Source organism: Bradyrhizobium sp. CCGB20, assembly GCF_024199855.1.
Lineage (GTDB): Bacteria > Pseudomonadota > Alphaproteobacteria > Rhizobiales > Xanthobacteraceae > Bradyrhizobium.
Genome location: NZ_JANADN010000001.1, coordinates 2,060,219 through 2,084,495, shown reverse-complemented (window position 1 = coordinate 2,084,495; position 24,277 = coordinate 2,060,219). Strand labels below are relative to the sequence as shown.

20 protein-coding genes are annotated in these 24,277 nt (G+C 65.5%); 5 read left to right on the top strand and 15 right to left on the bottom strand.

From position 1 onward, the window contains the following. Positions 1-2 precede the first annotated feature (2 nt). Positions 3-635 (bottom strand): TetR/AcrR family transcriptional regulator, encoded by a 633-nt coding sequence (locus NLM15_RS09525; protein WP_254124193.1) that lies wholly within the window; start codon positions 633-635, stop codon positions 3-5. A gap of 675 nt (positions 636-1,310) precedes the next feature. On the opposite strand from NLM15_RS09525, the gene NLM15_RS09520 reads away from it, so the two are divergent. Both NLM15_RS09520 and NLM15_RS09515 read left to right on the top strand, forming a co-directional pair. Next, positions 1,311-4,715 carry an acyl-[ACP]--phospholipid O-acyltransferase gene (locus NLM15_RS09520; protein ID WP_254116704.1) on the top strand — a complete coding sequence of 1,135 codons (3,405 nt, stop codon included), beginning with the start codon at positions 1,311-1,313 and terminating at the stop codon, positions 4,713-4,715. Then, positions 4,708-5,406 (top strand): triacylglycerol lipase, encoded by a 699-nt coding sequence (locus NLM15_RS09515; protein WP_254116703.1) that lies wholly within the window; start codon positions 4,708-4,710, stop codon positions 5,404-5,406. The genes NLM15_RS09520 and NLM15_RS09515 overlap by 8 nt, the downstream gene beginning before the upstream one ends. Here NLM15_RS09515 and NLM15_RS09510 read toward each other — a convergent pair. From NLM15_RS09510 to tcuA, 4 genes are all read right to left on the bottom strand, one after another. Continuing rightward, positions 5,399-5,965 carry a disulfide bond formation protein B gene (locus NLM15_RS09510; RefSeq protein WP_254116702.1) on the bottom strand — a complete coding sequence of 189 codons (567 nt, stop codon included), beginning with the start codon at positions 5,963-5,965 and terminating at the stop codon, positions 5,399-5,401. The genes NLM15_RS09515 and NLM15_RS09510 overlap by 8 nt on opposite strands. A gap of 10 nt (positions 5,966-5,975) precedes the next feature. After that, positions 5,976-6,134 carry a DUF5993 family protein gene (locus NLM15_RS09505; RefSeq protein ID WP_254116701.1) on the bottom strand — a complete coding sequence of 53 codons (159 nt, stop codon included), beginning with the start codon at positions 6,132-6,134 and terminating at the stop codon, positions 5,976-5,978. A gap of 72 nt (positions 6,135-6,206) precedes the next feature. Continuing rightward, positions 6,207-7,313, bottom strand: a complete 1,107-nt coding sequence (tcuB, locus tag NLM15_RS09500) for a tricarballylate utilization 4Fe-4S protein TcuB (RefSeq protein ID WP_254116700.1) — start codon at positions 7,311-7,313, stop codon at positions 6,207-6,209. Beyond that, entirely contained in the window at positions 7,300-8,691 is a 1,392-nt protein-coding gene (tcuA, locus tag NLM15_RS09495; RefSeq protein WP_254116699.1) for an FAD-dependent tricarballylate dehydrogenase TcuA, read from the bottom strand. Before tcuA ends, tcuB begins: the two co-directional genes overlap by 14 nt. A 149-nt stretch (positions 8,692-8,840) precedes the next feature. Between tcuA and NLM15_RS09490 the strand changes: the two genes are divergently transcribed. Then, positions 8,841-9,524, top strand: coding sequence for a GntR family transcriptional regulator (locus NLM15_RS09490; RefSeq protein ID WP_254116698.1), 684 nt, complete (start codon positions 8,841-8,843; stop codon positions 9,522-9,524). A 24-nt stretch (positions 9,525-9,548) separates the two neighbouring features. Here the strand turns inward: NLM15_RS09490 and ybaK are convergent, their stop codons facing one another. From ybaK to mobB, 8 genes are all read right to left on the bottom strand, one after another. Beyond that, entirely contained in the window at positions 9,549-10,022 is a 474-nt protein-coding gene (gene ybaK, locus NLM15_RS09485; RefSeq protein WP_254116697.1) for a Cys-tRNA(Pro) deacylase, read from the bottom strand. Positions 10,023-10,240: 218 nt separating this feature from the next. After that, positions 10,241-13,009, bottom strand: coding sequence for a formate dehydrogenase subunit alpha (gene fdhF, locus NLM15_RS09480; RefSeq protein ID WP_254116696.1), 2,769 nt, complete (start codon positions 13,007-13,009; stop codon positions 10,241-10,243). After that, positions 13,006-14,715, bottom strand: coding sequence for an NADH-ubiquinone oxidoreductase-F iron-sulfur binding region domain-containing protein (locus tag NLM15_RS09475; RefSeq protein WP_254116695.1), 1,710 nt, complete (start codon positions 14,713-14,715; stop codon positions 13,006-13,008). The genes fdhF and NLM15_RS09475 overlap by 4 nt, the downstream gene beginning before the upstream one ends. A gap of 248 nt (positions 14,716-14,963) precedes the next feature. Next, on the bottom strand, positions 14,964-15,239 hold the full coding sequence (locus NLM15_RS09470; protein ID WP_254116694.1) for a hypothetical protein: 276 nt from the start codon (positions 15,237-15,239) through the stop codon (positions 14,964-14,966). A gap of 93 nt (positions 15,240-15,332) precedes the next feature. Continuing rightward, positions 15,333-16,988: an OFA family MFS transporter gene (locus NLM15_RS09465; protein WP_254116693.1), complete on the bottom strand. Its 1,656-nt coding sequence runs from the start codon at positions 16,986-16,988 to the stop codon at positions 15,333-15,335. A gap of 322 nt (positions 16,989-17,310) precedes the next feature. Next, positions 17,311-17,574 carry a sulfurtransferase TusA family protein gene (locus NLM15_RS09460; protein ID WP_254116692.1) on the bottom strand — a complete coding sequence of 88 codons (264 nt, stop codon included), beginning with the start codon at positions 17,572-17,574 and terminating at the stop codon, positions 17,311-17,313. 44 nt (positions 17,575-17,618) lie between these two features. Beyond that, the gene (glp, locus tag NLM15_RS09455) at positions 17,619-18,875 is read right to left on the bottom strand and encodes a gephyrin-like molybdotransferase Glp (RefSeq protein WP_254116691.1); all 1,257 of its coding nucleotides are present in this window, start codon (positions 18,873-18,875) and stop codon (positions 17,619-17,621) included. 9 nt (positions 18,876-18,884) lie between these two features. Beyond that, complete coding sequence (gene mobB / locus NLM15_RS09450) at positions 18,885-19,412, bottom strand: molybdopterin-guanine dinucleotide biosynthesis protein B (protein WP_254116690.1); 528 nt, start codon at positions 19,410-19,412, stop codon at positions 18,885-18,887. Between the two features lie 208 nt (positions 19,413-19,620). On the opposite strand from mobB, the gene fdhD reads away from it, so the two are divergent. Together fdhD and mobA are read left to right on the top strand one after the other, a co-directional pair. Beyond that, entirely contained in the window at positions 19,621-20,511 is an 891-nt protein-coding gene (gene fdhD / locus NLM15_RS09445; protein WP_254116689.1) for a formate dehydrogenase accessory sulfurtransferase FdhD, read from the top strand. Further along, positions 20,456-21,133: a molybdenum cofactor guanylyltransferase MobA gene (gene mobA, locus NLM15_RS09440; RefSeq protein ID WP_254116688.1), complete on the top strand. Its 678-nt coding sequence runs from the start codon at positions 20,456-20,458 to the stop codon at positions 21,131-21,133. The genes fdhD and mobA overlap by 56 nt, the downstream gene beginning before the upstream one ends. Positions 21,134-21,139: 6 nt before the next feature. Here mobA and NLM15_RS09435 read toward each other — a convergent pair whose 3' ends face one another. Further along, a complete protein-coding gene (locus tag NLM15_RS09435; protein ID WP_254116686.1) occupies positions 21,140-22,270 on the bottom strand; it encodes an FAD-dependent monooxygenase in 1,131 nt (376 codons plus the stop codon). Between the two features lie 53 nt (positions 22,271-22,323). Further along, positions 22,324-24,273: a molybdopterin biosynthesis protein gene (locus NLM15_RS09430; RefSeq protein ID WP_254116683.1), complete on the bottom strand. Its 1,950-nt coding sequence runs from the start codon at positions 24,271-24,273 to the stop codon at positions 22,324-22,326. Positions 24,274-24,277 lie beyond the last annotated feature (4 nt).

Here is a 24,277-nt window from a genome sequence, read left to right as displayed (position 1 = left end):
CCTCAGGCCGGCCGTACGCCGACCGGCACGATCCCGAGGCCGGCGAGATGCGTATCGACGAATTGCTCGACCTGCTGGCGCAGCATCTGGGGCGGCACCGCAATCATGCGCTCCTCGAGGCCGAGCGAGATGATGCCATGCACGGCGGAAAACAGCGTGCGCGACAGCAGCGCGATCCTCACATCGTCCGCATCCGGTAGCAGCCGCACCAGGGGTGGATGCATCAGCGCGAAAGCGTCCATCACCATCTGAAGGATGTCGTCGGGATAGGGACGGTCGTCCTCCATCCGATGCTCGAACAGCGATCGCAGCAGATTGGCGTGCTCCGCGAAGAATTCGAGGTAGGTCCCGGCAAGCCCATAGAGCTGGCGGACCGGATCCTCCGCCGGAACACTGCCGAGCCGTACCGTCAGCGCCTGAACGGTCTCCCGATTCACGGTCAGGATCACCCCGTCGAAGTCGCCGAACTCGTTATAGACGCTGCCAACCGAGCAACCGGCGGCCTCCGCGACATCCCGAACCTTCAATGATCTCAGCCCCTTAGCTGCAATGATGCCACGGGCGATCTCAAGGATCAGGAGCCTGCGCCGATTTTTTTTCTGGTCCCGCGGCGATTCTTCTTGAACATTGTTCATTTTCGAGCTACTCATGTGAACATTGTTCAAATTAACCTGGAGACCTGCAAAATGCAAACCCTCGCTGTTGATATCGCCTCCACCTTCGTCGATGACGCCCTGGCTCTCATCGCAGGATCTGGCCGCGCCTTCCTGCGGTTCGCGATGGCACCGGTCGATCGCATTGCGAATGCCTGCGACATTGCCGGCGTGCTCACGGAGCGCCGCGCCACCTTCCGGATGTGGCGAGCGAGCCGCGGCCGCGCAAATCATCAGGGCCGCCGGTTCAGCCTGCTCGGCCGCCTCTCGCCCTTTCGCCACCTCGCCCATCTCACCTGAGGCGGGCGCAGCCGGGACGTTCCGGTCGGCTCGAATGCAAGATCCGGTTGCAAGGAAGGACTTACCATGTCCCGACATTGGCACCCGGTCCGGAAATCCTCGGCGATGCGGTTCAGCTTTTCCTCATCGCCCCACGCGATACCCCGATAGGCGCGACCCGTCCGTCCGAACTGCGGCCGCGACCAGAAAATTGCGAACCTAACGAGACCACTTGGAGACCAACAGGATCAGGGGGACCGAGGGGACAGAGCAGGCAGCGACCGTCGTCACCCTGCCATCGTTTACCCCGCATCCTTCCGGTCGTGACGTTTCACCTACCGTAAGCACCTCAGGCTGCCTTTCAAAACAGGACTGGTCATGATCAGGGACTTGATGTCGTCACGCCGCTTCGCGCCGCTCTTCTGGGCGCAATTCTTCTCGGCGCTCAATGACAACGTGCTCAAGAACGCACTCGTCATCATCCTGCTTTACAGTGCCGCGACCGGCCACGGCGATGCCCTGGTGACGGTCGCAGGCGCCGTCTTCATCTTCCCCTATTTCATCCTGTCCGGGCTCGGCGGCCAGCTCGCCGACAAATACGTCAAATCCGTCGTCGCAAGGCGGCTCAAATTCGTCGAGATCTTCGCCGCCTGCTTTGCCGCTGCCGGCTTCTTCCTCCACTCGGTGCCGCTGCTGTTCACGGCGCTCGCGCTGTTCGGCACCATCGCCGCCCTGTTCGGCCCGGTGAAATACGCCATGCTGCCGGACCAGCTCGAGCTCGGTGAGCTCGCGACCGGCAACGCGCTGGTCGAAGGCGCGACCTTCATGGCCATCCTGCTCGGCACCGTCGCCGGCGGCCAGTTCGTGGCCGGCTCCACCCATATGGGCTGGGTCGCATCGGCCGTCGTTGTGCTGGCCCTGTTGTCCTGGGCCTTCGCCTCCCGCATTCCGCAGACAACCCCCTCTGCACCCGATCTGCCCGTCGATGCGAATCCCTGGACCTCGACGCTCAGCCTGCTGAAAACGCTCTACGCCGACCACCGGTTGTGGGACGGCACCGTGATCGTCTCCTGGTTCTGGCTGGTCGGCGCGATCGTGCTGTCGCTGCTGCCGGCGCTGGTCAAGGAGGTCGTCGGTGGCACCGAGGGCGTGGTGACGCTCTGCCTTGCGATCTTCGCGATCGGCATTGCCATCGGCTCACTGTTCGCGGCCAGCCTCAGCCACGTTCGGCCGAACCTCGCACTGGTGCCGATCGGCGCCATCATCATGGGCTTTGCCGGCCTCGACCTCGCCTGGGCTATCGCCGTGACCGCCAAGGGGCAGAACATCGCTGCGGTCGACTTCGCAACCTCGTTCGCGGGTCTGCGCATGCTGATCGACTTCGTCGCCTTCGCATTCGGCGGCGGCCTGTTCGTCGTTCCGTCCTTTGCCGCCGTGCAAGCGTGGTCGGCGCCGAATGAGCGCGCCCGCATCATCGCCGCCGGCAACGTGCTGCAGGCCGCCTTCATGGTGGTCGGCTCACTGTTCGTGGCACTGTTGCAGGCGGGCGGATTGCATGTCGGCTGGATCTTCTTCGGGCTCGGCGTCGCCAGCTTCGGCGCGGTCTGGTTCGTGCTGACGAAATGGGGCAAGGAAGGCGTGCGCGATTTCGGCGGGCTGCTGTTCCGTGCGCTGTTCCGCACCGAGGTTCGCGGGCTCGAGAACCTGCCGCCTGCCGGCACGCGGATGCTGATCGCGCCCAACCATGTCAGCCTGATCGACGGCCCGCTGCTGCACGCCGTGCTGCCGATCGACGCGAGCTTCGCCGTGGACACCGGCATCTCCAAGGCCTGGTGGGCCAAGCCGTTCCTGCGGGTGGTCAAGCACTACACCATGGACCCGACCAAGCCGCTGGCCGCACGCGACCTGATCAAGCTCGTTGCCGCCGGCGAACCGGTCGTGATCTTCCCGGAAGGACGCATCACCGTCTCCGGCTCGCTGATGAAGGTCTATGACGGCACCGCGATGATCGCGGACAAGGCCGACGCCGTGGTCGTGCCCGTCCGCATCGAGGGCGCGCAACGCTCGCATCTCAGCTACCTCAACTCTAGCCAGATCAAGCGCTCGTGGTTTCCGCGGGTGACGGTCACGATCCTGCCGCCGGTCAAGCTTCCGGTCGATCCGGCGCTGAAGGGCAAGGCGCGCCGCAATGCGGCGGGCGCCGCGCTTCAGGACGTGATGATCGATGCGATGGTCAAGAACGCCATGCTCGATCACTCGCTGTTCGAAGCGCTCGGACATGCCTATCGCGACCGCGACACCGGCAAGGTCATCATCGAGGACGCGCTCGGCACCAAGCTGACCTATCGCAAGCTGATCCTCGGCGCGCAGGTCCTGAGCCGCAAGCTCGAGACCGGCACCTCCGTCGGCGAGAATGTCGGCGTGCTGCTGCCGAACTCCGCGGGCGTCGCCGTCGTCTTCATGGCGCTGCAGAGCATCGGGCGCGTCCCGGCGATGCTCAACTTCTCGGCCGGCCCGGTCAACGTGCTTGCCGCGATGAAGGCCGCGCAGGTCAAGACCGTGCTGACCTCGAAGGCCTTCATCGAGAAGGGCAAGCTCGACAAGCTGATGGCCGCGATCTCCGCCGAGGCGCGCGTCGTTTATCTCGAGGATGTCCGCGCCTCGATCGGCGCGGCCGACAAGATCAAGGGCCTGCTCGCCGGCACCGCACCGCGCGTCGCCCGCCAGGCGAACGATCCGGCCGTCGTGCTGTTCACGTCGGGCTCGGAAGGCACGCCCAAGGGCGTGGTGCTGTCCCACCGCAACATCCTCGCCAACGCGGCGCAGGCGCTGGCGCGGGTCGACGCCAACGCCAACGACAAGGTGTTCAACGTGCTTCCGGTGTTCCACTCCTTCGGGCTGACCGGCGGAATGATGATGCCGATGCTCGCGGGCATTCCGATCTACATGTACCCCTCGCCGCTGCATTACCGGATCGTGCCCGAGCTGATCTACCAGACCGGCGCCACCATCCTGTTCGGCACCGACACCTTCCTCACCGGCTATGCGCGCTCGGCACATGCCTACGACTTCCGCACGCTGCGCCTGGTGATCGCCGGCGCCGAGGCGGTGAAGGACCGGACGCGCCAGGTGTTCATGGAGCGCTACGGCATCCGCATCCTCGAAGGCTATGGCGTGACCGAAACCGCACCGGTGCTGGCGATGAACACGCCGATGGCCAACCGTCCCGGCACTGTCGGCCGCCTGTCGCCGCTGATGGAAAGCAAGCTCGACCCGGTCCCCGGCATCGAGGAAGGCGGACGCCTGTCGGTGCGCGGACCGAACGTGATGCTCGGATACTTGCGGGCCGAAAATCCCGGCGTGCTCGAACCGCTCGCCGAGGGCTGGCACGACACCGGCGACATCGTGGCGATCGACCCGGCCGGCTTCATCACCATCAAGGGCCGCGCCAAGCGCTTCGCCAAGATCGCGGGCGAAATGGTCTCGCTGTCGGCGGTCGAGGCCATCGCCACGGCGCTGTGGCCGCAGGCCGCTTCGGTCGCCGTGTCGATCCCCGACCAGCGCAAGGGCGAGCGCATCGTGCTGCTGACGACGGAGAAGAACGCCGAGCGCAGCGCAATGCAGGGCCAGGCCAAGGCGATCGGCGCGTCCGAACTGACCGTGCCCGCGGCGATCATGGTGGTCGACAAGGTGCCGCTGCTCGGCACCGGCAAGACCGACTATGTCACCGCAACGACGATGGCCCGCGAGCAGGCGTCCTCGGCGGAGCGCGAGGTTGCGTGAGATCCAACCCATCGCCATCGCACCGGCGGACACCCGGTGCGATGGCGTGGTTTTGCTTCATGGCATCGGGGTCGGCTCCTGGACGCTGAAGCGGCTTGAGCGAGCGCTACAACGCCGCGGTTTTGCGACGCTCAACCTCGACTACCCCAGCCGCAAGAAACCGATCGAAGCACTCGCCGAGGAGATCCACGCGCCAGTCGCTGCATTTGCGGCGCAATGCGACGGCGCGATCCACTTCGTCGCGCATTCCATGGGCGGGCTGCTCGCGCGTGTTTATATTTCGAGGCATCGGCCGGCGCGGCTCGGCCGCGTCGTGATGCTGGGCACGCCCAACGGCGGCAGCGAGGTCGCCGATCTGCTGAAGGATATTTCGATCTACCGTGCCGTTTTCGGCCCGGCCGGCCTGCAGCTGACGACCGCTCAAGCCCCCGTCCTCGCCGACCTGCCGTCGCCCGACTATCCCGTTGGCATCATCGCGGGGTGCCGCACCATCGCGCCGATCGCCTCGACCTTTGTTCTGCCCCGCCCCAATGACGGCAGGGTCTCGGTTGCGAGCGCGAAACTGGCCGACATGGCCGACCACATCGTCGTCAAGGCGTCCCATACCGGACTGCCCCGCCACACCGTTGCGATCGAGCAGACAATCGCCTTTCTGCACGATGGCCGCTTTCGCAACGCTCAGCTCACCTGAGCAGGAGATAGCGAACCGGGTTGTCGTCGCACTGCCCCGCTCCGCACTCCAGCACGGTGGACAGCAGATTTGCGGCGACCAGCAAGGCGAAGATCGCAAATACCGCGTGAGATGCCGGCCCGTTGAGGGGTGCGTCCCCTTCTCGCTTGCCGGTCACATCCTTCAGGACGAAGACAAGCGCGACATAGCAGACGAGCCCGACCGCCGCGATGAGCGCCCAGGTGTAGAAATGCAAGCCCAGCAGCGTCGAGCCGTATCCGGGATCGCCGGGCGCGAGATGCAGCGACACCTGCCGGATCGAGATGAAGCCGGTGACGAGGCTGGCTATGAGGATCATCGCATAGTGCGAGGGACGTTCACCAAGGCGCATGTTGAACAGGAACCCCATGCCGACCGCAATGAACCCGGCCCTTTGCAGCAGGCACAGCGGGCAAGGCAACTCACCGAGCGCAAGCTGATAAAAGAATGCGACGGTCAGGACCGACGAGATCCCGAGCAGCCCGAGCACGTTCAGGACCGCGCCGACCGGTTGTTGCTCGTTGATCGCTGTGGTGCTCATCTCGACACCCTCAGAAGGAAAATTTGAGCGGATCAGTCGCGTGGTGGAAGAACCACGCGACGATGACGACGATTGTTGTGCTCCAGAGCGCATAGCTCAGCCCCGCGCGCGAACGCCAGACGCAGGCGCAGCCGACCAGCGCCAGCAGAAAGGGCAGAAACATGTACATCGGCACGAGCTCCTTGCGCGACTCGCTTCCTGGGCGAGCAGGCGCAAGACATACGTCAGCCCTGCACGCCCCTCAAGAGCCGGCCTCGCTGCGCCGCTCCTGCGCATAGCGCATCAGCGCCGCGAAGCGATAGATGCCGTGCACGAATTTGCCGTAGGGCATGGTGATGAACAGCGCGAACACCGCGCCGAGATGCAGCGCCAGCAGCGGCCCCATCGCGGCAGTCTCGCGCAGCACCAGAAGCAGCATTCCCGTGATGCCGGTCAGGAAGAGCATGACGATGAAGCCGACGTCCATGCCGTAGCGGTTCTCGTCGAGCAGTGCCGGATCACGGCGCGCCTTCGCGACGAAGAGTCCGATCGGACCGACGATGAGGCCGATGCCGCCGAGCGTGCCGAGCACGACGGGGACGTCCCACCAGGGATACGGCGCCTCGCGGGACAGGAGATAATGATACAGCGTGGCGACCGAGGTCGCGGCAAAGCACAGCAGGAAGCCGTAGAACGTCAGGTGATGAAAAAACTTGCGCCGGTCGGTCGGCTTGTCGTCCTCGTTGTAGCAGCCGACGCCGCCGCCATGGAGATAGCGCAGTTCGCCGGCGTCGCGGATCGCCTGGAAGATGGAGCCACCGTCGGCGCGTCCGCCGATCGGCGTACCGATGTCGCGCCAGAACGCGCGCACGCTCATGACCAGCGCGAGCACCGCATAGAGGAACGCGGCGCTGAAGAGCGCAGCCATCGCGTTGTGCGGCATCAGCTTGTAGAACGCGCCGGGCCCGGTGTGCACGCCAAACAGCACGCTTCGGTCGTTGAGAGCGGCGAAACCGAGGATGAAGGCGGCCATGCTGAGCGCGGCGACGATGCTGATGACGAGGCCGTTGCGCGCGAAGGCGCCGGACAGTGCGCCCGGCCACGCATAGGCCGCATAGGACTCGGCGCGCGCCACCGCGAGCGTCTTCGGGACGTTGACGTTGAACTCGTGCGGCGGCGAGAACTGGCAGTCGACGTAGCAGGCGCCGCAGGAGTGGCAGAGGTTGGCGAGGTAGTTGAGGTCGCCGTCCGAAAAGGCGCGGCGCATCTCCATGGCCGGAAACACCGCGCACAGACCCTCGCAGTAGCGGCAGGAATTGCAGACCGTCATCAGGCGGTCGGCCTCGTCAAGAATCCTAGTTCCGTGCATGTTTCGCCGCTTCCTGTCCTGCGATCCGCCCGAACACGCTGCCGATGGTCATGCCCATGCCTGCGGCATAGCCCTTGCCGAGCACGTTGCCCGCCATGATCTCGCCGGCCGCGAACATATTGGCCGACGGCCTGCCGTCAGCCATCAGCATCCGCGCCTCCTTGTTCACGCGCGTGCCGAGATAGGTGAAGGTGATGCCGGGCCGCACCGGATAGGCGAGATAGGGCGGCGTCTCGATCCGCCTCGCCCAATGCGTCTTGGGCGGCGTGATGCCTTCGGTCACGCAGTCATCCAGGATGGTGTGGTCGAAGGTGCCCGGCCGCACTGCCGCGTTGAACTCGGTGATGGTCTTCTCCAGCGCGGCGGGATCGAGTTCGAGCTTGCCGGCGAGCTCGGCGACCGACTGGCCCGCGATCGGCGGGAACAGCGTCGGCATGAAGCTGGTGACGACCGTTGAATCAAAAATGATGTAGGCGATCTGGTCGGGCTGCGCGGCCACCAGCCGGCCCCAGATCGCGTAGCGCTTCGGCCAGATGTCCTCGCCCTCGTCATAGAAGCGCTGCGAGTGCTTGTTGACGACGATGCCGAACACGACGGAGTCGTGACGCGTGATGATGCCTCCGTCGAATTTCGGCGCGCGGGCATCGATTGCCACCGCATGACATTGCGTGGGATCGCCGACCTCCTGCACGCCCTTGTCCAGCAGCATCTTCAGGATCGAGCCACGGTTATAAGGCGTGCCGCGGATCAGGAAATTGTCGGCGGCCTCGCCCCAATACTGCTTCAGCCATTCGATGTTGGCCTCGAACCCGCCGGCCGCCGCGACCAGCGATGTGGCGCGGATCTCGGTCTCGCCCCTGATCGGCCGCTTGAGGCGCGCGGCGAGGAACATGCCGTCCTCGATCACGAGGTCCGTGACTTCGGCGTCGTATTCGACGTCGACGCCGAGCCGCTCCGCGGTGAGATAGAGCGCGTTGAGCATCGCGCGGCCGCCGCCGAGGAAGAAGGAGTTGGTGCGGCCAAGGCTCAGCGTGCCGCCGAGCGAGGGCTGCCAGCGCACGCCCTGCTCCACGATCCAGTTCAGGATGTCCTTGGACTCGCGGATCATGTGTCGCGCGAGCACCTCGTCGGTCTGCCCGCCGGTGACGCGCAGCAGATCCTCCCAGAACTCCTCCTCGGTGTAGGGGCCAGTGAGGATTTCCGTCGCCACGTCATGGGCGCAGCGCATGTTGCGGGTGTGGCGCGTGTTGCCGCCGCGATAGAATTTCGGCGCGCCCTCCAGCACGAGCACCGAGGCACCGCCGCGGCGCGCCGAGATCGCCGCGCACAGCGCCGCGTTGCCGCCGCCGATCACCAGCACGTCGTATTTGCTGCTCATGCCGTCTGCCCGATGCGACGAAGTTAGAGACATTCTGCCGCCGATGGCCCCGATCAATCTACACAGCCATTGCGTACTTTTGTATACAAAGATATACATACGGGGTGCAAGCGGCATCTCTGCATGGGCAGGATGCGCCGTGAGGGAACATGGCCAGACGCCCGGCAAAGACAGGCGGATCGATCGCGCGCGGCGCCGGCGTCGCGCTGGGCGAAGCCGTGTTCCGCTCGCTCTGCGAGGCGCTCCAGGCCGGCAGCTACCGCGCCGGCGACCGATTGCGCGAGGAAGAAGTCGCCCAGCGGCTGAAGGTCAGCCGCACGCCGGTTCGTGAGGCGCTCGGCCGTCTCGCGGCCCGCGGCTTCGTCGAGCCTGCCGGCGGCCGCGGGCTGATCGTGCGCAACCTCGACATTTCCGAGGTGCTCGAGCTCTACGCCATGCGCGAGATCATGGAGGGCGCCGCCGCGCGCCTCGCTGCCGAGCATGCCTCGGCACCAGAGATCGATGCGCTCAGGGACATCGAGCAGGCGTTTGTCGAGGCGTCCGAAACCGACGCCGCCGAGATGGCGAGGCTCAACCGCGCCTTCCACGAAGCCATCTGCCGCGCCGCGCGCAACCGCTATCTCGACAATGCCTCGCGTGAACTGCAGGACTGGATCGCGCTGCTCGGTCCCACCACCTTCACCGTAACCGGCCGTCCGTCAACCAGCCACGGGGAACATCAGGCCATCATCGACGCGATCGCCGCCCGCGACGGCGACAAGGCGGAACAACTCGCCCGCGCGCACATTCGTGAAGCACTGCGCTGCCGTCTGAAGCTGTTGCAGAAGCAATAGCGGCGGGACGCTAAGGCAAGGCGCTCAGGCAATCACGTCAGCAACGACCGCCTTCAACACGCCCCGCGCATCGTCCGGCTTGAGCCGCACCTGCAATCCTCGCTGGCCGCCGTTGATATAGACCCGATCATGCGCGAGCGCGCTCTGCTCGATTACGGTCCACACCGGTTTCCGTTGCCCGAAAGGACTGATGCCGCCGACCTTGAAGCCGGTGACGCGCTCGGCTTCCGGCGGCTTCATCATCTGCGCCGCCTTGCCGCCGGCGGCAGCCGCGAGCTTCTTCATGGACACTTCCTGGTCGGACGGGACGACGACGCAGACCGGCTTGCCGTCGACCAGCGCCATCAGCGTCTTCAGGACGCGCGCCGGGTCTTCACCAAGCGCGGACGCCGCCTGGAGCCCGATGCTTTCGGCGTCAGGATCGTAGTCGTAGGTGTGGACGGTGAAGGCAACGCCGGCAGCTGCAAGCGCGCGCGTGGCAGGGGTGGCTTTGGACATGCGCGATATGTAGCACCGTCATTGCGAGGAGCGAAGCGATGTGGGGCAAGCCGGCACCACACAATCACTGTCATCGCCCGGCTTGACCGGGCGATCCAGTGCTCCGAGACAGTGGTGGTTGAATTGATGGGCCGCGGCGTACTGGATGCCCCGCTTTCGCGGAGCATGACGGCGGTTTGTGTCGCAAGCCTCGTCCACAATGACGACGAGGCCTTCCCCTACTCCGCCGCGTCCCGCATCTCCGCGCGCTCGGCCCTGACCGCGCAGAACTTGAACTCCGGGATCTTGCCGAACGGGTCGAGCGCCGGATTGGTCAGGAGATTGGCCGCCGCTTCCGCGTAGCAGAACGGCATGAACACCATGTTCTCCGGCACGTCGCGATCGGAGCGGACCTTGACCTCGACTGCGCCGCGGCGGGTCTCCAACCGGATGAAATCGCCGGGCGCGAGCTTCTTCTTGCGCATGTCCTTCGGCGACATGAACGCCACCGCCTCCGGCTCGATCTGGTCGAGCACCTGGGCGCGGCGCGTCATCGAGCCGGTGTGCCAGTGCTCGAGCACACGGCCGGTCGACAGCACCATCGGATACTCGGCGTCGGGCAGCTCGTCCGGCGGAATGACCTTGGCCGGCACGATCTTGCCGCGGCCGCTCGCAGTCGGGAAGCCCGTGGTGAAGATGATCTCGTTGCCGGGCTTGTTCGGGTCGTCGACCGGATAGGTCACCGCGCCTTCGCGCACCAGCCGCTCCCACGTGATGTTCTTCAGCGACGGCATCAGTTGCGCCATCTCGGTGAAGACGTCGCCGGGCCCGGCATAATTCCAGGGCAGGCCCATGCGCTTGCCGATCTCCTGGATGATCCAGAGATCCTGCCGCGCATCGCCCGGCGGCTTGATCACTTGGCGCGCGAGCTGCACGCGGCGATCGGTGTTGGTGAAGGAGCCGTCCTTCTCCGCAAAGGCCGAGGCCGGCAGGATCACGTCGGCGTGGAACGCGGTCTCGGTGACGAAGAGATCCTGCACCACGAGATGATCGAGCATGGCGAGCGCTTGGCGCGCATGCTGCAGATCGGGATCGGACATCGCGGGGTTTTCGCCCTCGATGTACATGCCATTGATCTCGCCGGCATGGATCGCGTTCATGATCTCGACCACGGTCAGGCCGCGGACGGGATCGAGATCCTGCTGCCAGAGCTTTTCGAACGCCCCGCGCATGTCGTCGCGGCTGACCGGCTGATAGTCCGGGAGGAACATCGGGATCAGGCCGGCGTCGGAGGCGCCCTGCACGTTGTTCTGGCCGCGCAGCGGATGCAGGCCGGTGCCGGGACGGCCGACCTGGCCGGTGATCAGCGCCAACGCGATCAGGCAGCGCGCATTGTCGGTGCCGTGGACGTGCTGGCTGATGCCCATGCCCCAGAAGATGATCGAGGATTTCGCGCGCGCGTAGGTCCGCGCCACCTCGCGCAAGGTCTGCGCCGGGATACCGCAGATCGCTTCCATCTTCTCCGGCGTGAACTCCTTGATCTTCTCCTTGAGGTCCTCGAAGCCTTCGGTGTAGCCGACGATGTACTGGTCGTCGGTCAGGCCTTCGGTGATGATCGTGTTGATCATCGCATTCAGCATGGCGACGTCGGAGCCCGGCTTGAACTGCAGATGCTTGGTCGCATGGCGCGACAGCGTCTGCCGGCGCGGGTCCATCACGAACAGCTTTGCGCCATTCTGCTTGACCGCGTTCTTGATGAACGTGGCGGCGACCGGATGGTTCACGGTCGGATTGGCGCCGATCACGATGATGACCTCGGCGTCCATCGCAGCCGAGAACGGCGCCGACACCGCGCCCGAGCTCAGGCCTTCGAACAGAGCCGCAACCGACGAGGCGTGGCACAGGCGGGTGCAGTGGTCGACATTGTTCGAGCCGAAACCGGTGCGCACTAGCTTCTGGAACAGATAGGCCTCTTCGTTCGAGCCCTTGGCCGAACCGAAGCCGGCCAGCGCCTTCACGCCCTTCTCGTCGCGAATCTTGACGAGACCCTTGGCGGCGATGTCGAGCGCTTCCTCCCAGCTCGCTTCACGGAAATGGGTGAAGGGATTGGCCGGATCGACCTGGTCGTTGGCATCCTTCTTCGCATTCGGCAGCCGCACCAGCGGCTTGGTCAGGCGATGCGGATGGTGGATGTAGTCGAAGCCGAAGCGGCCCTTCACACACAGCCGGTTGTGATTGGCCGGGCCGTCACGGCCCTCGGCATAGATCACCTTCTCGTCCTTGACCTCGTAGGTCACCTGGCAGCCGACGCCGCAGAACGGGCAGAGCGAATCCACCTTCTTGTCGGCATAGGTGACACGGGTCTGGTTCTCATCGAGCATGACGGCCGGCATCAGCGCACCGGTCGGGCAGGCCTGCACGCATTCGCCGCAGGCGACGCAGGTGGACTCGCCCATGGGATCGTCGAAGTCGAATACGATTTTCGAGCCATGGCTGCGATAAGCCATGCCGATGACGTCGTTGACCTGGACCTCGCGGCAGGCGCGCACGCAGAGGCCGCACTGGATGCAGGCATCGAGATTGACGCGCATCGCCGGATGGCTGGCGTCGGTGGCCCAGCGCTCGGCGGCGGGGAAGCGGCTCTCGGTGACGCCGGTGGTCTCGGCCCAGTGCCAGAACTTCGAATCCGGATCGTGGCTGGTCTCGCGCGCCGGCTGGTCGGCGACCAGCAACTCCATCACCATCTTCTGCGCGGACACCGCACGCGCGGACTCGGTCTTCACCTTCATGCCGACCGACGGCGTGCGCTTGCACGACGCGGCGAGCACGCGCTCGCCCTCGATCTCGACCATGCAGGCGCGGCAATTGCCGTCAGGGCGGTAGTCGGGCGCCGGCGAATAGCACAGATGGGGAATCTCGCGGCCCTGGCGCTTTGCAACCTGCCAGATCGTTTCGCCGGCATTGGCCTCGACCTGCTTGCCGTCGAGCTCGAACTTGATTTTGGTCATTCGGCCGCTTCCTTGAACTCGTCAGGGAAATATTTGATCACGGTGGAGAGCGGATTCGATGCCGCCTGTCCAAGCCCGCAGATCGAGGCATCGCGCATCGCCTGGCTCAATTCTTCCAGCAAGGCACGGTTCCAGACCGGCTTCTGCATCAGCAGCGCTGCCTTCTGGGTTCCGACGCGGCACGGCGTGCACTGGCCGCAACTCTCGTCCTCGAAGAACTTCATCAGGTTCAGCGCCGCCGCGCGCACGCTGTCCTTCTGCGACAGGATCACGATCGCGGCCGAGCCGATGAAGCAGCCGTATTTCTCCAGCGTGCCGAAATCGAGCGGGATGTCGTCCATCGACGCCGGCAGGATGCCGCCCGACGCGCCGCCCGGCAGGTACGCGTAGAACTGATGGCCGTCGGCCATGCCGCCGCAATATTCGTCGATCAATTCGCGCACGGTGATGCCCGCGGGCGCGAGCTTCATGCCGGGGTTCTTGACGCGGCCCGAGACCGAGAAGCTGCGCAGGCCGTGACGCTCATGGCGGCCATTGCCCTTCCACCAGTCGGCGCCCTTCTCGACGATGTCGCGCACCCACCACAGCGTCTCAATGTTGTTGATCAGCGTCGGCAGGCCGAACAGGCCGACCTGGAACGGATAAGGCGGCTTGTGCCTGGGCAGTCCGCGCTTCCCCTCGATGCTCTCGAGCAGCGAGGATTCCTCGCCGCAGATATAGGCGCCGGCCCCGCGCCGCATGTGCAGCGTCGGACCGCCCGCAGGCAGCTTTGCGATCTCGCGTTCGAGGATCTCGCGCGATGCCGGATATTCGTCGCGCAGGTAGATGTAGACGTCGGAGGCCTGCACCACATGCGCGCCGATCAGCATGCCCTCGATGAAGCGATGCGGATCGCTTTCGAGATAGACGCGGTCCTTGAACGTGCCGGGTTCGCCCTCGTCACCATTGATCGCCATCAGCCGCGGGCCGGGCTCCCCCAGCACCGCGCGCCATTTGCGCCCGGTCGGGAAGCCGGCGCCGCCGAGACCGCGCAGCGAGGCGTCGTCGAGCGCCTTCAGCAGATCATCCTTCGGCAGCTCGCCGGAGCGGATGCGGCCCAGCAGCTTGTAGCCGCCGCCGGCGACATAAGCGTCGTAGTCGACAAATTTCGGCAGATGCGCGTGGGTATCGCCGGACTTCGCAGCCGCCATCACGTTGGCCACGGTCGCGTGATCGACGAAGTTGTGGCCGACCTCAGCCGCCGGCGCGGTATCGCAGCGGCCGACGCAGGGCGCGCGCACGACGCGAATGCCGGGGCCCGATGCGCTCTGCAGATCCTCGAGCAGCTTCTCGCCGCCAAGCATCGCGCAGGTCAGGGAGTCGCAGATCCGGATCGTCAGCGGCGCGATATCGGGCTCGCCCTCCTTCACCACGTCGAAATGCGCGTAGAAGGTCGCGGTCTCGAACACTTCGGCGAAGGCGAGCTTCATCTCGTCGGCCAGCGCGGCGAGATGCGCGGCCGAGATCTGGTGATATCTGTCTTGGATCAGGTGCAGATATTCGATCAGGAGGTCGCGCCGCCGCGGCTTGTCGCCGAGCAGCTGCTCGATCTCATGAGCGGCTGTCGGATCGACCTGCCGCCCCTTGGGCGTGGCCTTGGCTCGCTTGCGTCCCTCGCCCGGATGCTCGAATTCTCTGACTTTGTGGACGTCGTCGTTGCTGCTCATGGAAACGTCGCGTTCTCCTGAAAAAGCGCGATGATCTCAGGCGGAACCGTCATCACGGTCCCTCCTCATTCCCAGGCCCGACCATCGGGAACCACGTCGCCCGCGTTTCGCGGTTCAGGCCTCATTCCAGGCAACTCTAGCCTCTGGTATACCAGACGCCAAGCAAATTTAGAACGTCTCTATAATCATTTAGAGGCAGGCAGCGTTGCTGCCATGCCCCCTCACGCAAACTCGACCGGAACCCGATCTCAGGTCTTGTTCATGCACTCTTCGATGTAGAACCAGCGGTCGTCGCCGGCGAGACCCTTGGATTTCACGTCGGCGCGGCAGGCCTTGAGCTTCGGCTTGTTGGCCGCCCACTTCGCCTTCATGTCCTTCAGCTTCTGCATGGTGAGCTTGATCTTGCCTGGCTTGGCTTCGGTCGTTGCGGCGGGCGCCGCCGGTGTCGTCGCCGTCTGGGCAGATGCGGCATGAAGGCCAGCGACAAGCAGCACGGCCGCAAGGCAAATTCGGGTGCGAAGCATTTCAATCCCCCTAAGTCCCATTCTCGATGATGTCTAAAAGGCGAACGCCGCGGGACGCTGATGATCAGCATCCCGCGGCAATCTCGACGGCGATCAGAAGATCTTGACCGCGCTCTCCAGCGTCTTCCAGACACCCCAAAGCAGGGGAACGCCAACGAAGGCCCAGAACATCGCCGCCTTGGCGTCAAGCCCGCCAAATCCGATGCCGTAGGAGCCGTGCGGCCCCGCGGCAGCGGCGCTGGCGCTTGCCGCCTGCAACTTGGCGACATCGGCCTCCTTCATGTGCCACTTCGAATCGACTGGCTTGATCAGGTAGTTGCAGATCAGGCCCGCGATCAGCATCGCGCACAGGATGTACATGGTCGTGTTGTAGAGCTGGTCGCGCGGCACGCCCGCCGCGAGCTGGAACTCGCGGATGTAGTTCACGACGACCGGGCCGATGATGCCCGCCGTCGACCACGCCGTCAGCAGCCGGCCGTGGATGGCGCCGACGAACTGGGTCCCGAACATGTCGGCGAGGTAGGCCGGCACGGTGGCGAAGCCGCCGCCATACATCGACAGGATGATGCCGAAGCCGAGTACGAAGAGCAGCTTCGAGCCCATCGCCGCAAAGGTCGGCGCCAGCGCATAGAGCACGATGCCGAGGATGAAGAACGTGTAGTAGGTGTTCTTGCGCCCGATCTTGTCCGACAGCGACGCCCAGAAGAAGCGGCCGCCGATGTTGAACAGCGACAGCAATCCGGCGAAGCCGGCGGCGATCGCGGCGATCTGCGCCTTCTGCCCGGCATCGAGCGCGTTGAAGCCGACGTCCGGCAGGCCGATCAGCTTGCCGGCGAAGATTTCCTGGAGCATCGGCGAGGCCATGCCGATCACGCCGATACCCGCCGACACGTTCAGACAGAGCACCCACCAGATCAGCCAGAACTGCGGCGTCTTGTGCGCGTCGTTGAGATGGACGTTGTTCTTCGAGATCATCGCGTTGGCCTTCGACGGCGGGGTCCAGCCCTCGGGCTGCCAGCCGGGCGGCGGCAGGCGATAGCGGAACGCGCCGATCATCATGAAGACGAAGTAGATGACGCCCATCGCGACGAAGGTCTCCCAGACGCCGACCGAGGTCGGGGTCTTGAAGTAGTTCATCAAGAGGTTCGCCAGCGGCGCGCCGATCATGGCGCCGCCGCCGAAGCCCATGATGGCCATGCCGGTCGCCATGCCGCGGCGGTCCGGAAACCACTTCACCAGCGTCGACACCGGCGAGATATAGCCAAGGCCAAGACCGATGCCGCCGATCACGCCCGAACCCAGCCACAACAGCCAGAGCTGATGGGTGTAGACACCGATCGCACCGAGGAAGAGGCCGCCGCACCAGCAGAGCGCCGAGACGAAGCCGGCCTTGCGTGGGCCGACGCGCTCGAGCCAGCCGCCCCAGACCGCAGCCGCGATACCGAGCAGCACGAAGAAGAGCGTGTACATCCACCCCATGCTCGCGACCTTCCAGTCGCAGCTGGTCGTGAACAGCTCCTGAAACAGTGACATGTCTGCGCACGCCTTCGGCGCGGTCACTCCGATCGCGCGCGACAGCGGCAGCCAGAACACCGAGAAGCCGTAGGCCATGCCGATGCAGAGATGGATGCACAGCGCAGCCGGCGGCACCAGCCACCGATTGAACCCGGCGGTCGCGATGGTCCGCTCGCGATCAAGAAAACCTGCGCCAGCGCCTGAAATTGTCCCAGCGCTCTCAATTGAAGCCATACATTCCTCCCCTGCAGTTGCCCTTCTGAGCAAGCCTGCCGCTACGATCCTGTGCCTCAGCCCGTTGCAGGGCAGCCGACGGTCCCTGCTGCTCCGCATAATCATCCGACGCGCGCCAGGATCGTCACGCGCATCCGAGTCGTTAACCCCTCAGGCGGGGCTCTATGCCGATACACCGTGCAGGCTTCGTGAGTGTGGCCCGTTGATCCGCGTATCGCAGACAAGACTCAACCTCCGCGCCTGCACGGAGATTGTCAATTGGGGCAGAAGCCATGATTGATGTCGATAGACAAAAGGTAGGTATCAGCAGAGTGACCGTGCACTACGAACGCAGCGCACCATTGGCTTTCTCTATCGAACCATCGGCTTTTTCTATCAAGAACACGATGCGCGCCTCGTTGCGCTCGGTGATCTCCACCGTGTCGCCCGTCTCGCGGATCAGATTCGGAATGTCAATCACCGACAATGGATCAGTGCAGTGCACTTCGAGTTGATCGCCCGGCTGCAATGGCTTGAGCGCCTTGCGCGTCTTCAAGGCCGGCAGCGGGCACTTAAGCCCGGTGAGATCAAGCGTCGTTCTGGTCATGGGCGCAACATGGCGGGCTGGGTCAACGGCGTCAACGCGAGCGCTCAGAGCAGATCGGCATAGGACAAGAAACCTACGCGCTGCCCCGGTTCGACCTGCGTGACGTCCTCGCCGAGTTCGACGAGGCCGTCGGTCTCCACCAGCGACGATAACAGCCCGGCGCCTTCGCGCGGAAACTTGACCGCCTCCAGCGTGCCGTCCTCTGCACGCCGCAACGAGGTGCGAACATATTCGCGGCGACCGATCTTCTTCTTGTAGGCAAACGCCGCGCGCACCGGGATCGGCAAGAGCGGCTCCGGCAGACTTCCCGCAAGCGCCAGCACCGTCGGCCGCACCACGCGAACGAAGGTGACAAAACTCGCAACGGGATTGCCCGGCAAGCCGATCAGCGGGGTGCCCGCGATGATGCCCATCGCCACGGGACGGCCGGGCTTGATCGCCATCCGCCACAACACCAGCGAGCCGATGCTCTCGACCGCCGCCTTGACGTGGTCCTCCTCGCCGGTCGAGACGCCGCCGGTGGTGAGGATCAGGTCGTGGCTACCTGCAACCTGCTTCAGGCCATTTGCGAGCGAATTGCGCTCGTCGCGCAAGATGCCGAGATCAGAGACCTCGCAGCCGAGCCGGCGCAGCATCGCCATCAGCATGAAGCGGTTGGAATCGAACAGCTGTGACGCCGCGCGCGGCTCGCCGGGCGAAGCCAGCTCGTCACCGGTCGAGAACACGGCGACGCGGATGCGCCGGACGACGTCGAGCCTGACAAGGCCGAATGCTGCGGCAAGCGCGACATGCTGCGGCCGAAGACGCTGGCCGGCGCGGAGCGCGAGGTGTCCTTGCGGAATGTCCTCACCCGCGGGGCGGACATTCGCGCCGGGCTTCAGCCCCGGCGGCAGCACGATTTGGCCGGCCTCATCGAGACGGACGTCTTCCTGCATGAAGACGGTTTCCGCATCCGGCGGCATCGGCGCGCCCGTGAAGATGCGCGCGGTGTGGCCCGGCTTGATTGCGGCGTGCGCCAAACCGCCGGCCTGGATACGGCCATCGAGCGGCAATGCTTGCTCCGCGCTTTGCGGGAGATCGGCGTTGCGCACGGCATAGCCATCGACAGCGGAGTTGGTGAAGGGCGGCAGCGGCAGCGGCGCTGCGATATCGCGCGCCAGCACGCGCCCGTCCGCATCGACGAGCGCGACGGTTTCGAGATCGGCAATCGCATTGACGCGCGTGGTGATCAGGCCCACGGCCTCGTCGACCGACATCATCGGTCCACCAAAGGCAAAGCAATCGTCCGACAGTTGCGCCATGGTGCCTCGTCAGCGCATCGCGGCGCTTTTTGCCACCGCTTCCTCGACCGGCATCGCCGCACGCAGCAGCAACGCCGCCGCGGCCTCGATATCATCGAGATGGACGGTCGGCAGCCGGGTTTCAATGGCCGCGTCGGTCGCGATCCCGACAATTCCGGGATCATCGGGAAACAGCAGCGGCTTGTCGTTGGCGGCGCGATGCACCTCGATCTTCCGGTGCGGCTCGCGCTTGAAGCCTTCGACCACGACGAGATCGACGGCAGACAGCTTGCTCAGGAGTTCCGGCAGCCGAGGCTCAGCCGCGCCGCGCAATTCATGCATCAGGGCCCAGCGGTTCGACGACGCCACCAGCACCTCGGCCGCGCCGGCCTCGCGGTGACGCCAGGAATCCTTGCCGGGCACGTCGACGTCGAACTGGTGATGCGCATGCTTGATGACGGAGACGCGCAGGCCTTGCGCGTTGAAATGGGGGATCAGCCGGGTCAGCAACGTGGTCTTGCCCGCACCGCTCCAGCCTGCAAGGCCGATGACCTTCATTCCAGCTCCGTCTCCGCGCACAACATGGCCCTTGGTGGAACCATCGTTCCCTCCCCGTCATTGCGAGCGCAGCGAAGCCATCCAGAATCTTTCCGCGGCGGCACTCTCGATTGCTTCGCTACGCTCGCAATGACGAGCAGAGGCATTTCGCCTATTCCCCACCATGCTTATATCGGCTTGACCCGAATGTCATGCTAACGTCGCGCCCATGATGAAGATCGACAAAACCCCGGTGCCCCTGATCGTCCCTGACACGGACGACCCGCGCCTTACCCAGAGCGTGACCGGGACCGACCAGACTGGCGCCAAGGTCGAGATCAAGGTGCCGATGGAACGGCCGCTGACGCTCTACCTGAATTCGCAGGAGATCGTCACCATGATGACGATCGGCGACTATCCGGAATATCTGGCGCTGGGCTATCTGCTCAACCAGAACATGCTGAAATATAGTGACGAGGTCACCGAGGTCGAATACGACGACGACCTCCAGGTGGTCGTGGTGCGCACCACACACCACACCAATTTCGAAGCCAAGCTGAAGAAGCGCACCCAGACCTCGGGCTGCGCGCAGGGCACCGCCTTCGGCGACCTGCTGGAGGCGGTCGAGAGCGTCGCGCTGCCGAAGGCCGAGCTGCGCACCTCCTGGCTCTACCAGATGACGCAGACCATCAACACCATGCCCTCGCTGTATCTCGAGGCCGGCGCGATCCACGGCTGCGTGCTGTGCAAGGAGGGCGAGCCGCTCTGCTACACCGAGGACGTCGGCCGGCACAACGCGGTCGACAAGATCGCGGGCTGGATGTACCGCCACGGCGTCGATCCCAGCGACAAGATCCTCTACACCACGGGACGCCTGACCTCGGAGATGGTGATCAAGACGGTGCGCATGGGCGTTCCGATCCTGGTGTCGCGCTCAGGCTTCACCGCCTGGGGCGTCGATCTCGCAAGACAGGTCGGGCTGACGCTGGTCGGCCGCACGCGCGGCAAGCGTTTCATCGCGCTCGCGGGCGAGGAGCGTATCGTCCACGACCAGGACCTCGCTTATGTCGAGGAAGAATCCGCGAAGCACAAGCGCAAGGGTGAAGGTGGTGACGACTGAAATTCCGGCCACGCAAGGCGTGCTGCTCGCCGGCGGCCTGGCGCGGCGCATGGGCGGCGGCGACAAGCCGATGCGGACCATCGGCGGCCGCACCATCCTGGAGCGCGTGATCGCGCGCCTCTCCCCCCAGTGCAGCGGACTGATCCTCAACGCCAACGGCGATCCCGCGCGCTTCGCCCCGTTCGGCTTGCAGGTCGTCGCCGACGACGTGCCCGGCTTTCCCGGCCCGCTCGCCGGGATTCTCGCCGCGCTCGACTGGACTGCAGCGAACCGGCCTGACATCGAATGGGTGCTGAGCGCCGCAGGCGACTGCCCGTTCCTGCCGCGCGATCTCGTGGCGCGCCTGCATGAAGCGCGCGAGCGGGAAAACGCCCAGCTCGCGGTCGCCGCATCGGGCGACCAGACGCATCCGGTGATCGGGCTCTGGCGCGTCGGCTTACGCAACGAGCTGCGCCACGCGCTGGTCGTCGAGGACCTCCGCAAGATCGACCGCTGGACCGCGCGCTACCCGCTGGCAACGGTGACATGGCCGGCCGAGCCGCTCGATCCGTTCTTCAATGCCAACACGGTCGAGGATATCGCCGAAGCCGAGCGGCTGGCCGCGCTGGATGCCGCGTCTTAATCAATCTCAAGCCGCCAGCGGGACGCTCCAGGCGTCGTAGCCGTAGACCCAGCTCGTGTCGGTCCGCTCCTTCAGCCAGATGTTGGCGCGCGAGGTCTCCTGCACGCGCGTCGTGCGCGGCTTGCGGGTTGCCTCGAAGCGGCGGAACGCATTTTCGACGCCGTCGCGGCCGACACCGTCGAGGCAGCGCGACAGCACGGCGGCGTCCTCGATCGCCATGGCTGCGCCTTGCGCCATGTAGGGCGTCATGGGGTGGCAGGCATCGCCGAGCAGCGTCACCTTGCCGTCGCTCCAGCGCTTCAGCGCGTCGCGGTCCATGATCGCCCATTTGTGCACCTCCGGGCACGCCGCGAGCACCTGCCCGACTTGCGGATGAAAGCCTTCGAACGAGGCGCGCAGATCGCGCACGTCACCCTTCGCCGACCAGGACTCGATGCGGAAGTCCGGCTCGGGCTGGCTGGTGACGAGATAGACCTCGCTACGATCCGGCTTGACGTAATAGATCACGATGTGGCGGTCCTCGCCCCACCATTTAGTGCAGTCGTCGATCTTTTCGCCGCCGAGCAGCGCGGCGGGATAGGTGGTGCGATAGGCAATGCGGCCGGTGAATTTGACCGGCGCGGTATCGAACAGGATATCGCGCACCGCCGAATGGACGCCGTCCGCGCCGACCACGGCGTCGGCCATGGTGCTCGTGCCATCGGCAAACCGCAGCCGGACGCCCTCGCCGGTCTCGTCGAGGCCAACGAGCTTGTGGTTGAGCCCTACAAACTCATCCGGCACGACGCTCGCCAACGCCGCGTGCAGATCGCCGCGATGGGCGAGCAGATAGGGCGCGCCGAATTTCTCCTCCGCGCTCTCGCCAAAAATCATGTCGAACTTGATGTCGCCGCTCTTCCATTCGCGGTTGTTCCAGGAGCGCGGATAGAACGAGTGCTCGCGCATCCGCGCTTCCAGCCCCAGCGCGCGCAGCACCTTCATGGCGTTACAGCCGATCTGGATGCCGGCGCCGATGCGGGCGAACTGGGAGGCCTGCTCGTAGACCATCACGTCGACGCCGACACGCCTGAGCGCTGCGGCAGTCGCAAGCCCGCCCATGCCGGCACCGACGATCGCAACCGAAAGCGGCCTCGCCATCGCGTCCCCCACCCAGTTTACCGCGCGACTTGAATGCCGCGTCGTCGTCACCTCTACGCAGGCCGGAAACCGGCCCGCTCCAGCGCCGCGCGCGCCTCGTCCGAACCGAGCGCGTCGAGAAACGCCTGCACCGCCGGGCGCTGCTTGCGCGGCGTCACCAGCGCAAAATCATAATGCTCTTCCGCGAGCGGAATGAAACCGAGGCCGACCGCATGGGCGACCGGCGCAATGGTCATGCCCCAATCGGCGCGGTGCTGCGCGACGGCCGCGGCAACGGCGTTGTGCGAACGCGGCTGGTTCCAATAGCCTTCCGGACGCGCGCCGCCGAGCAGCCGGTCGATCAGGATGCGCGTGCCGGCGCCCTGGTTGCGGTTGACCATGATGCAGGTGGGATCGGACAGCGCCGCAGCGACGGCGTCCTTGGCGCCGTGGCCTTCGAAACGCTTGTCGCCCTTGCGAAACACGATGCCCTGCATCCGGCGCCAGCCCGGCACGAGCTCGAGACCATCGACGAGGTAAGGTGTGTTGTAGGTCTCGCTCTTGTCGTCGAACAGATGGATCGGCGCGAGATCGCATTCGCCGCGCCGCGCCGCCGCAAGCCCACCGAGACTGCCGACGGCGATCGAGCGCACGGTGAGGCCGGCATGCGCAAGCTGCGCGGTGACGAGATCGAGACCGGTGCAATGGCTGCCGACAATGACGAGATCGGGCACGCGCACATGCGGCGTGAACAGCGTCACCTCGGCGTCGGTCCCGGCCGGCACCTGGTCGGCGAGCGCGTCGATGCGCAGAAAACCGTCGGCCTGCGCGAAGGACGTGATCGCGCCCGAGCCCTTGCCGGAGGGATAGGCGATCAGGCCGTCTTTGCCCTCGACCAGCGAGACCATGACGAATTCTGTGCGGCCGAGCTCGGAGGCGATGCGCACCGGCACTGTTACGTTCACCTTGGCGTCGGAGCGCGGCGGCAGCCCGGCCATCCTGCGCAGCACCGGCACGATCATGTCGTGGAAGGTGAACATCGCCGAGGTCGGAAAGCCCGGCAGGATCACCACCGGCTTGCCGTCGCACACCGCAAGGCACAGCGGCTTGCCGGGCTTGAGCGCAACGCCATGCGCGATGATGCCGGGCTCGCCGAGCCGGCCGATGATGCGGTGCGACAGGTCGCCGGCGCCTTTCGACGTGCCGCCCGAGAGCACCAGCATGTCGGCGTCGGCCAGCGCACCGCGCATGGCGGCTTCGAGCTTTGCCTCATCGTCGGGAATGGCGCCGAGGAAGACCGCCTCGCCGCCGTTCTCGTCGATCGCAGCCGCGACGATGGCGCCGTTGGTGTCGTAGATCGCAGCCGGTGCGAGCGCCTCGCCGGGCTGAACCAGTTCGTCACCGGTGGAGATCACGGCAACTCGCGGCCTGCGCGCGACTTTCACCTCGGCGAGGCCGCAAGCCGCCAACATGCCGATCTCGCGCGAGCCGATGATCGTGCCGGCGCGCAGCAGTGCCTCGCCCCGCGCGATGTCGGATCCGGCATAGGAGACGAACTGCCCCGGCGAGACGCCACGTCGGACGTCGATCGCATCGGAGCCGGCAAGCTCGGTGTGCTCGACCATGACGACGGCATCAGCGCCACGGGGCAGCGGGCCGCCGGTCGCGATCGGCGTTGCGGTCCCCACTGCTACTTGCAGCTTGGGCGCAGTGCCGCAGTGGATGATCTCGCCATTCAGGGCAAGACGAACAGGTGCGCTTTCGCCGGCCGCGGCAAGGTCGGCCGAGCGCACGGCAAAGCCGTCGACATTCGACCGGTCGAACGGGGGAACGTCCATCGGCGCAGTGACGTCTTCGGCGAGCGCCGCGCCGAGTGCTGCACCGAGCTTGCGCGTTTCGCCCGGCAGCGCGCGCGGGAACAGGGCCGCCTCGAAACGCGCCAGGGCTTCCTCACGCGAGAGGATCTTGAGGAATTGCTCCTGCTCGAATGCGCTGCGGTCTTGCGATTGCGGGATTGTCGTCATGCCA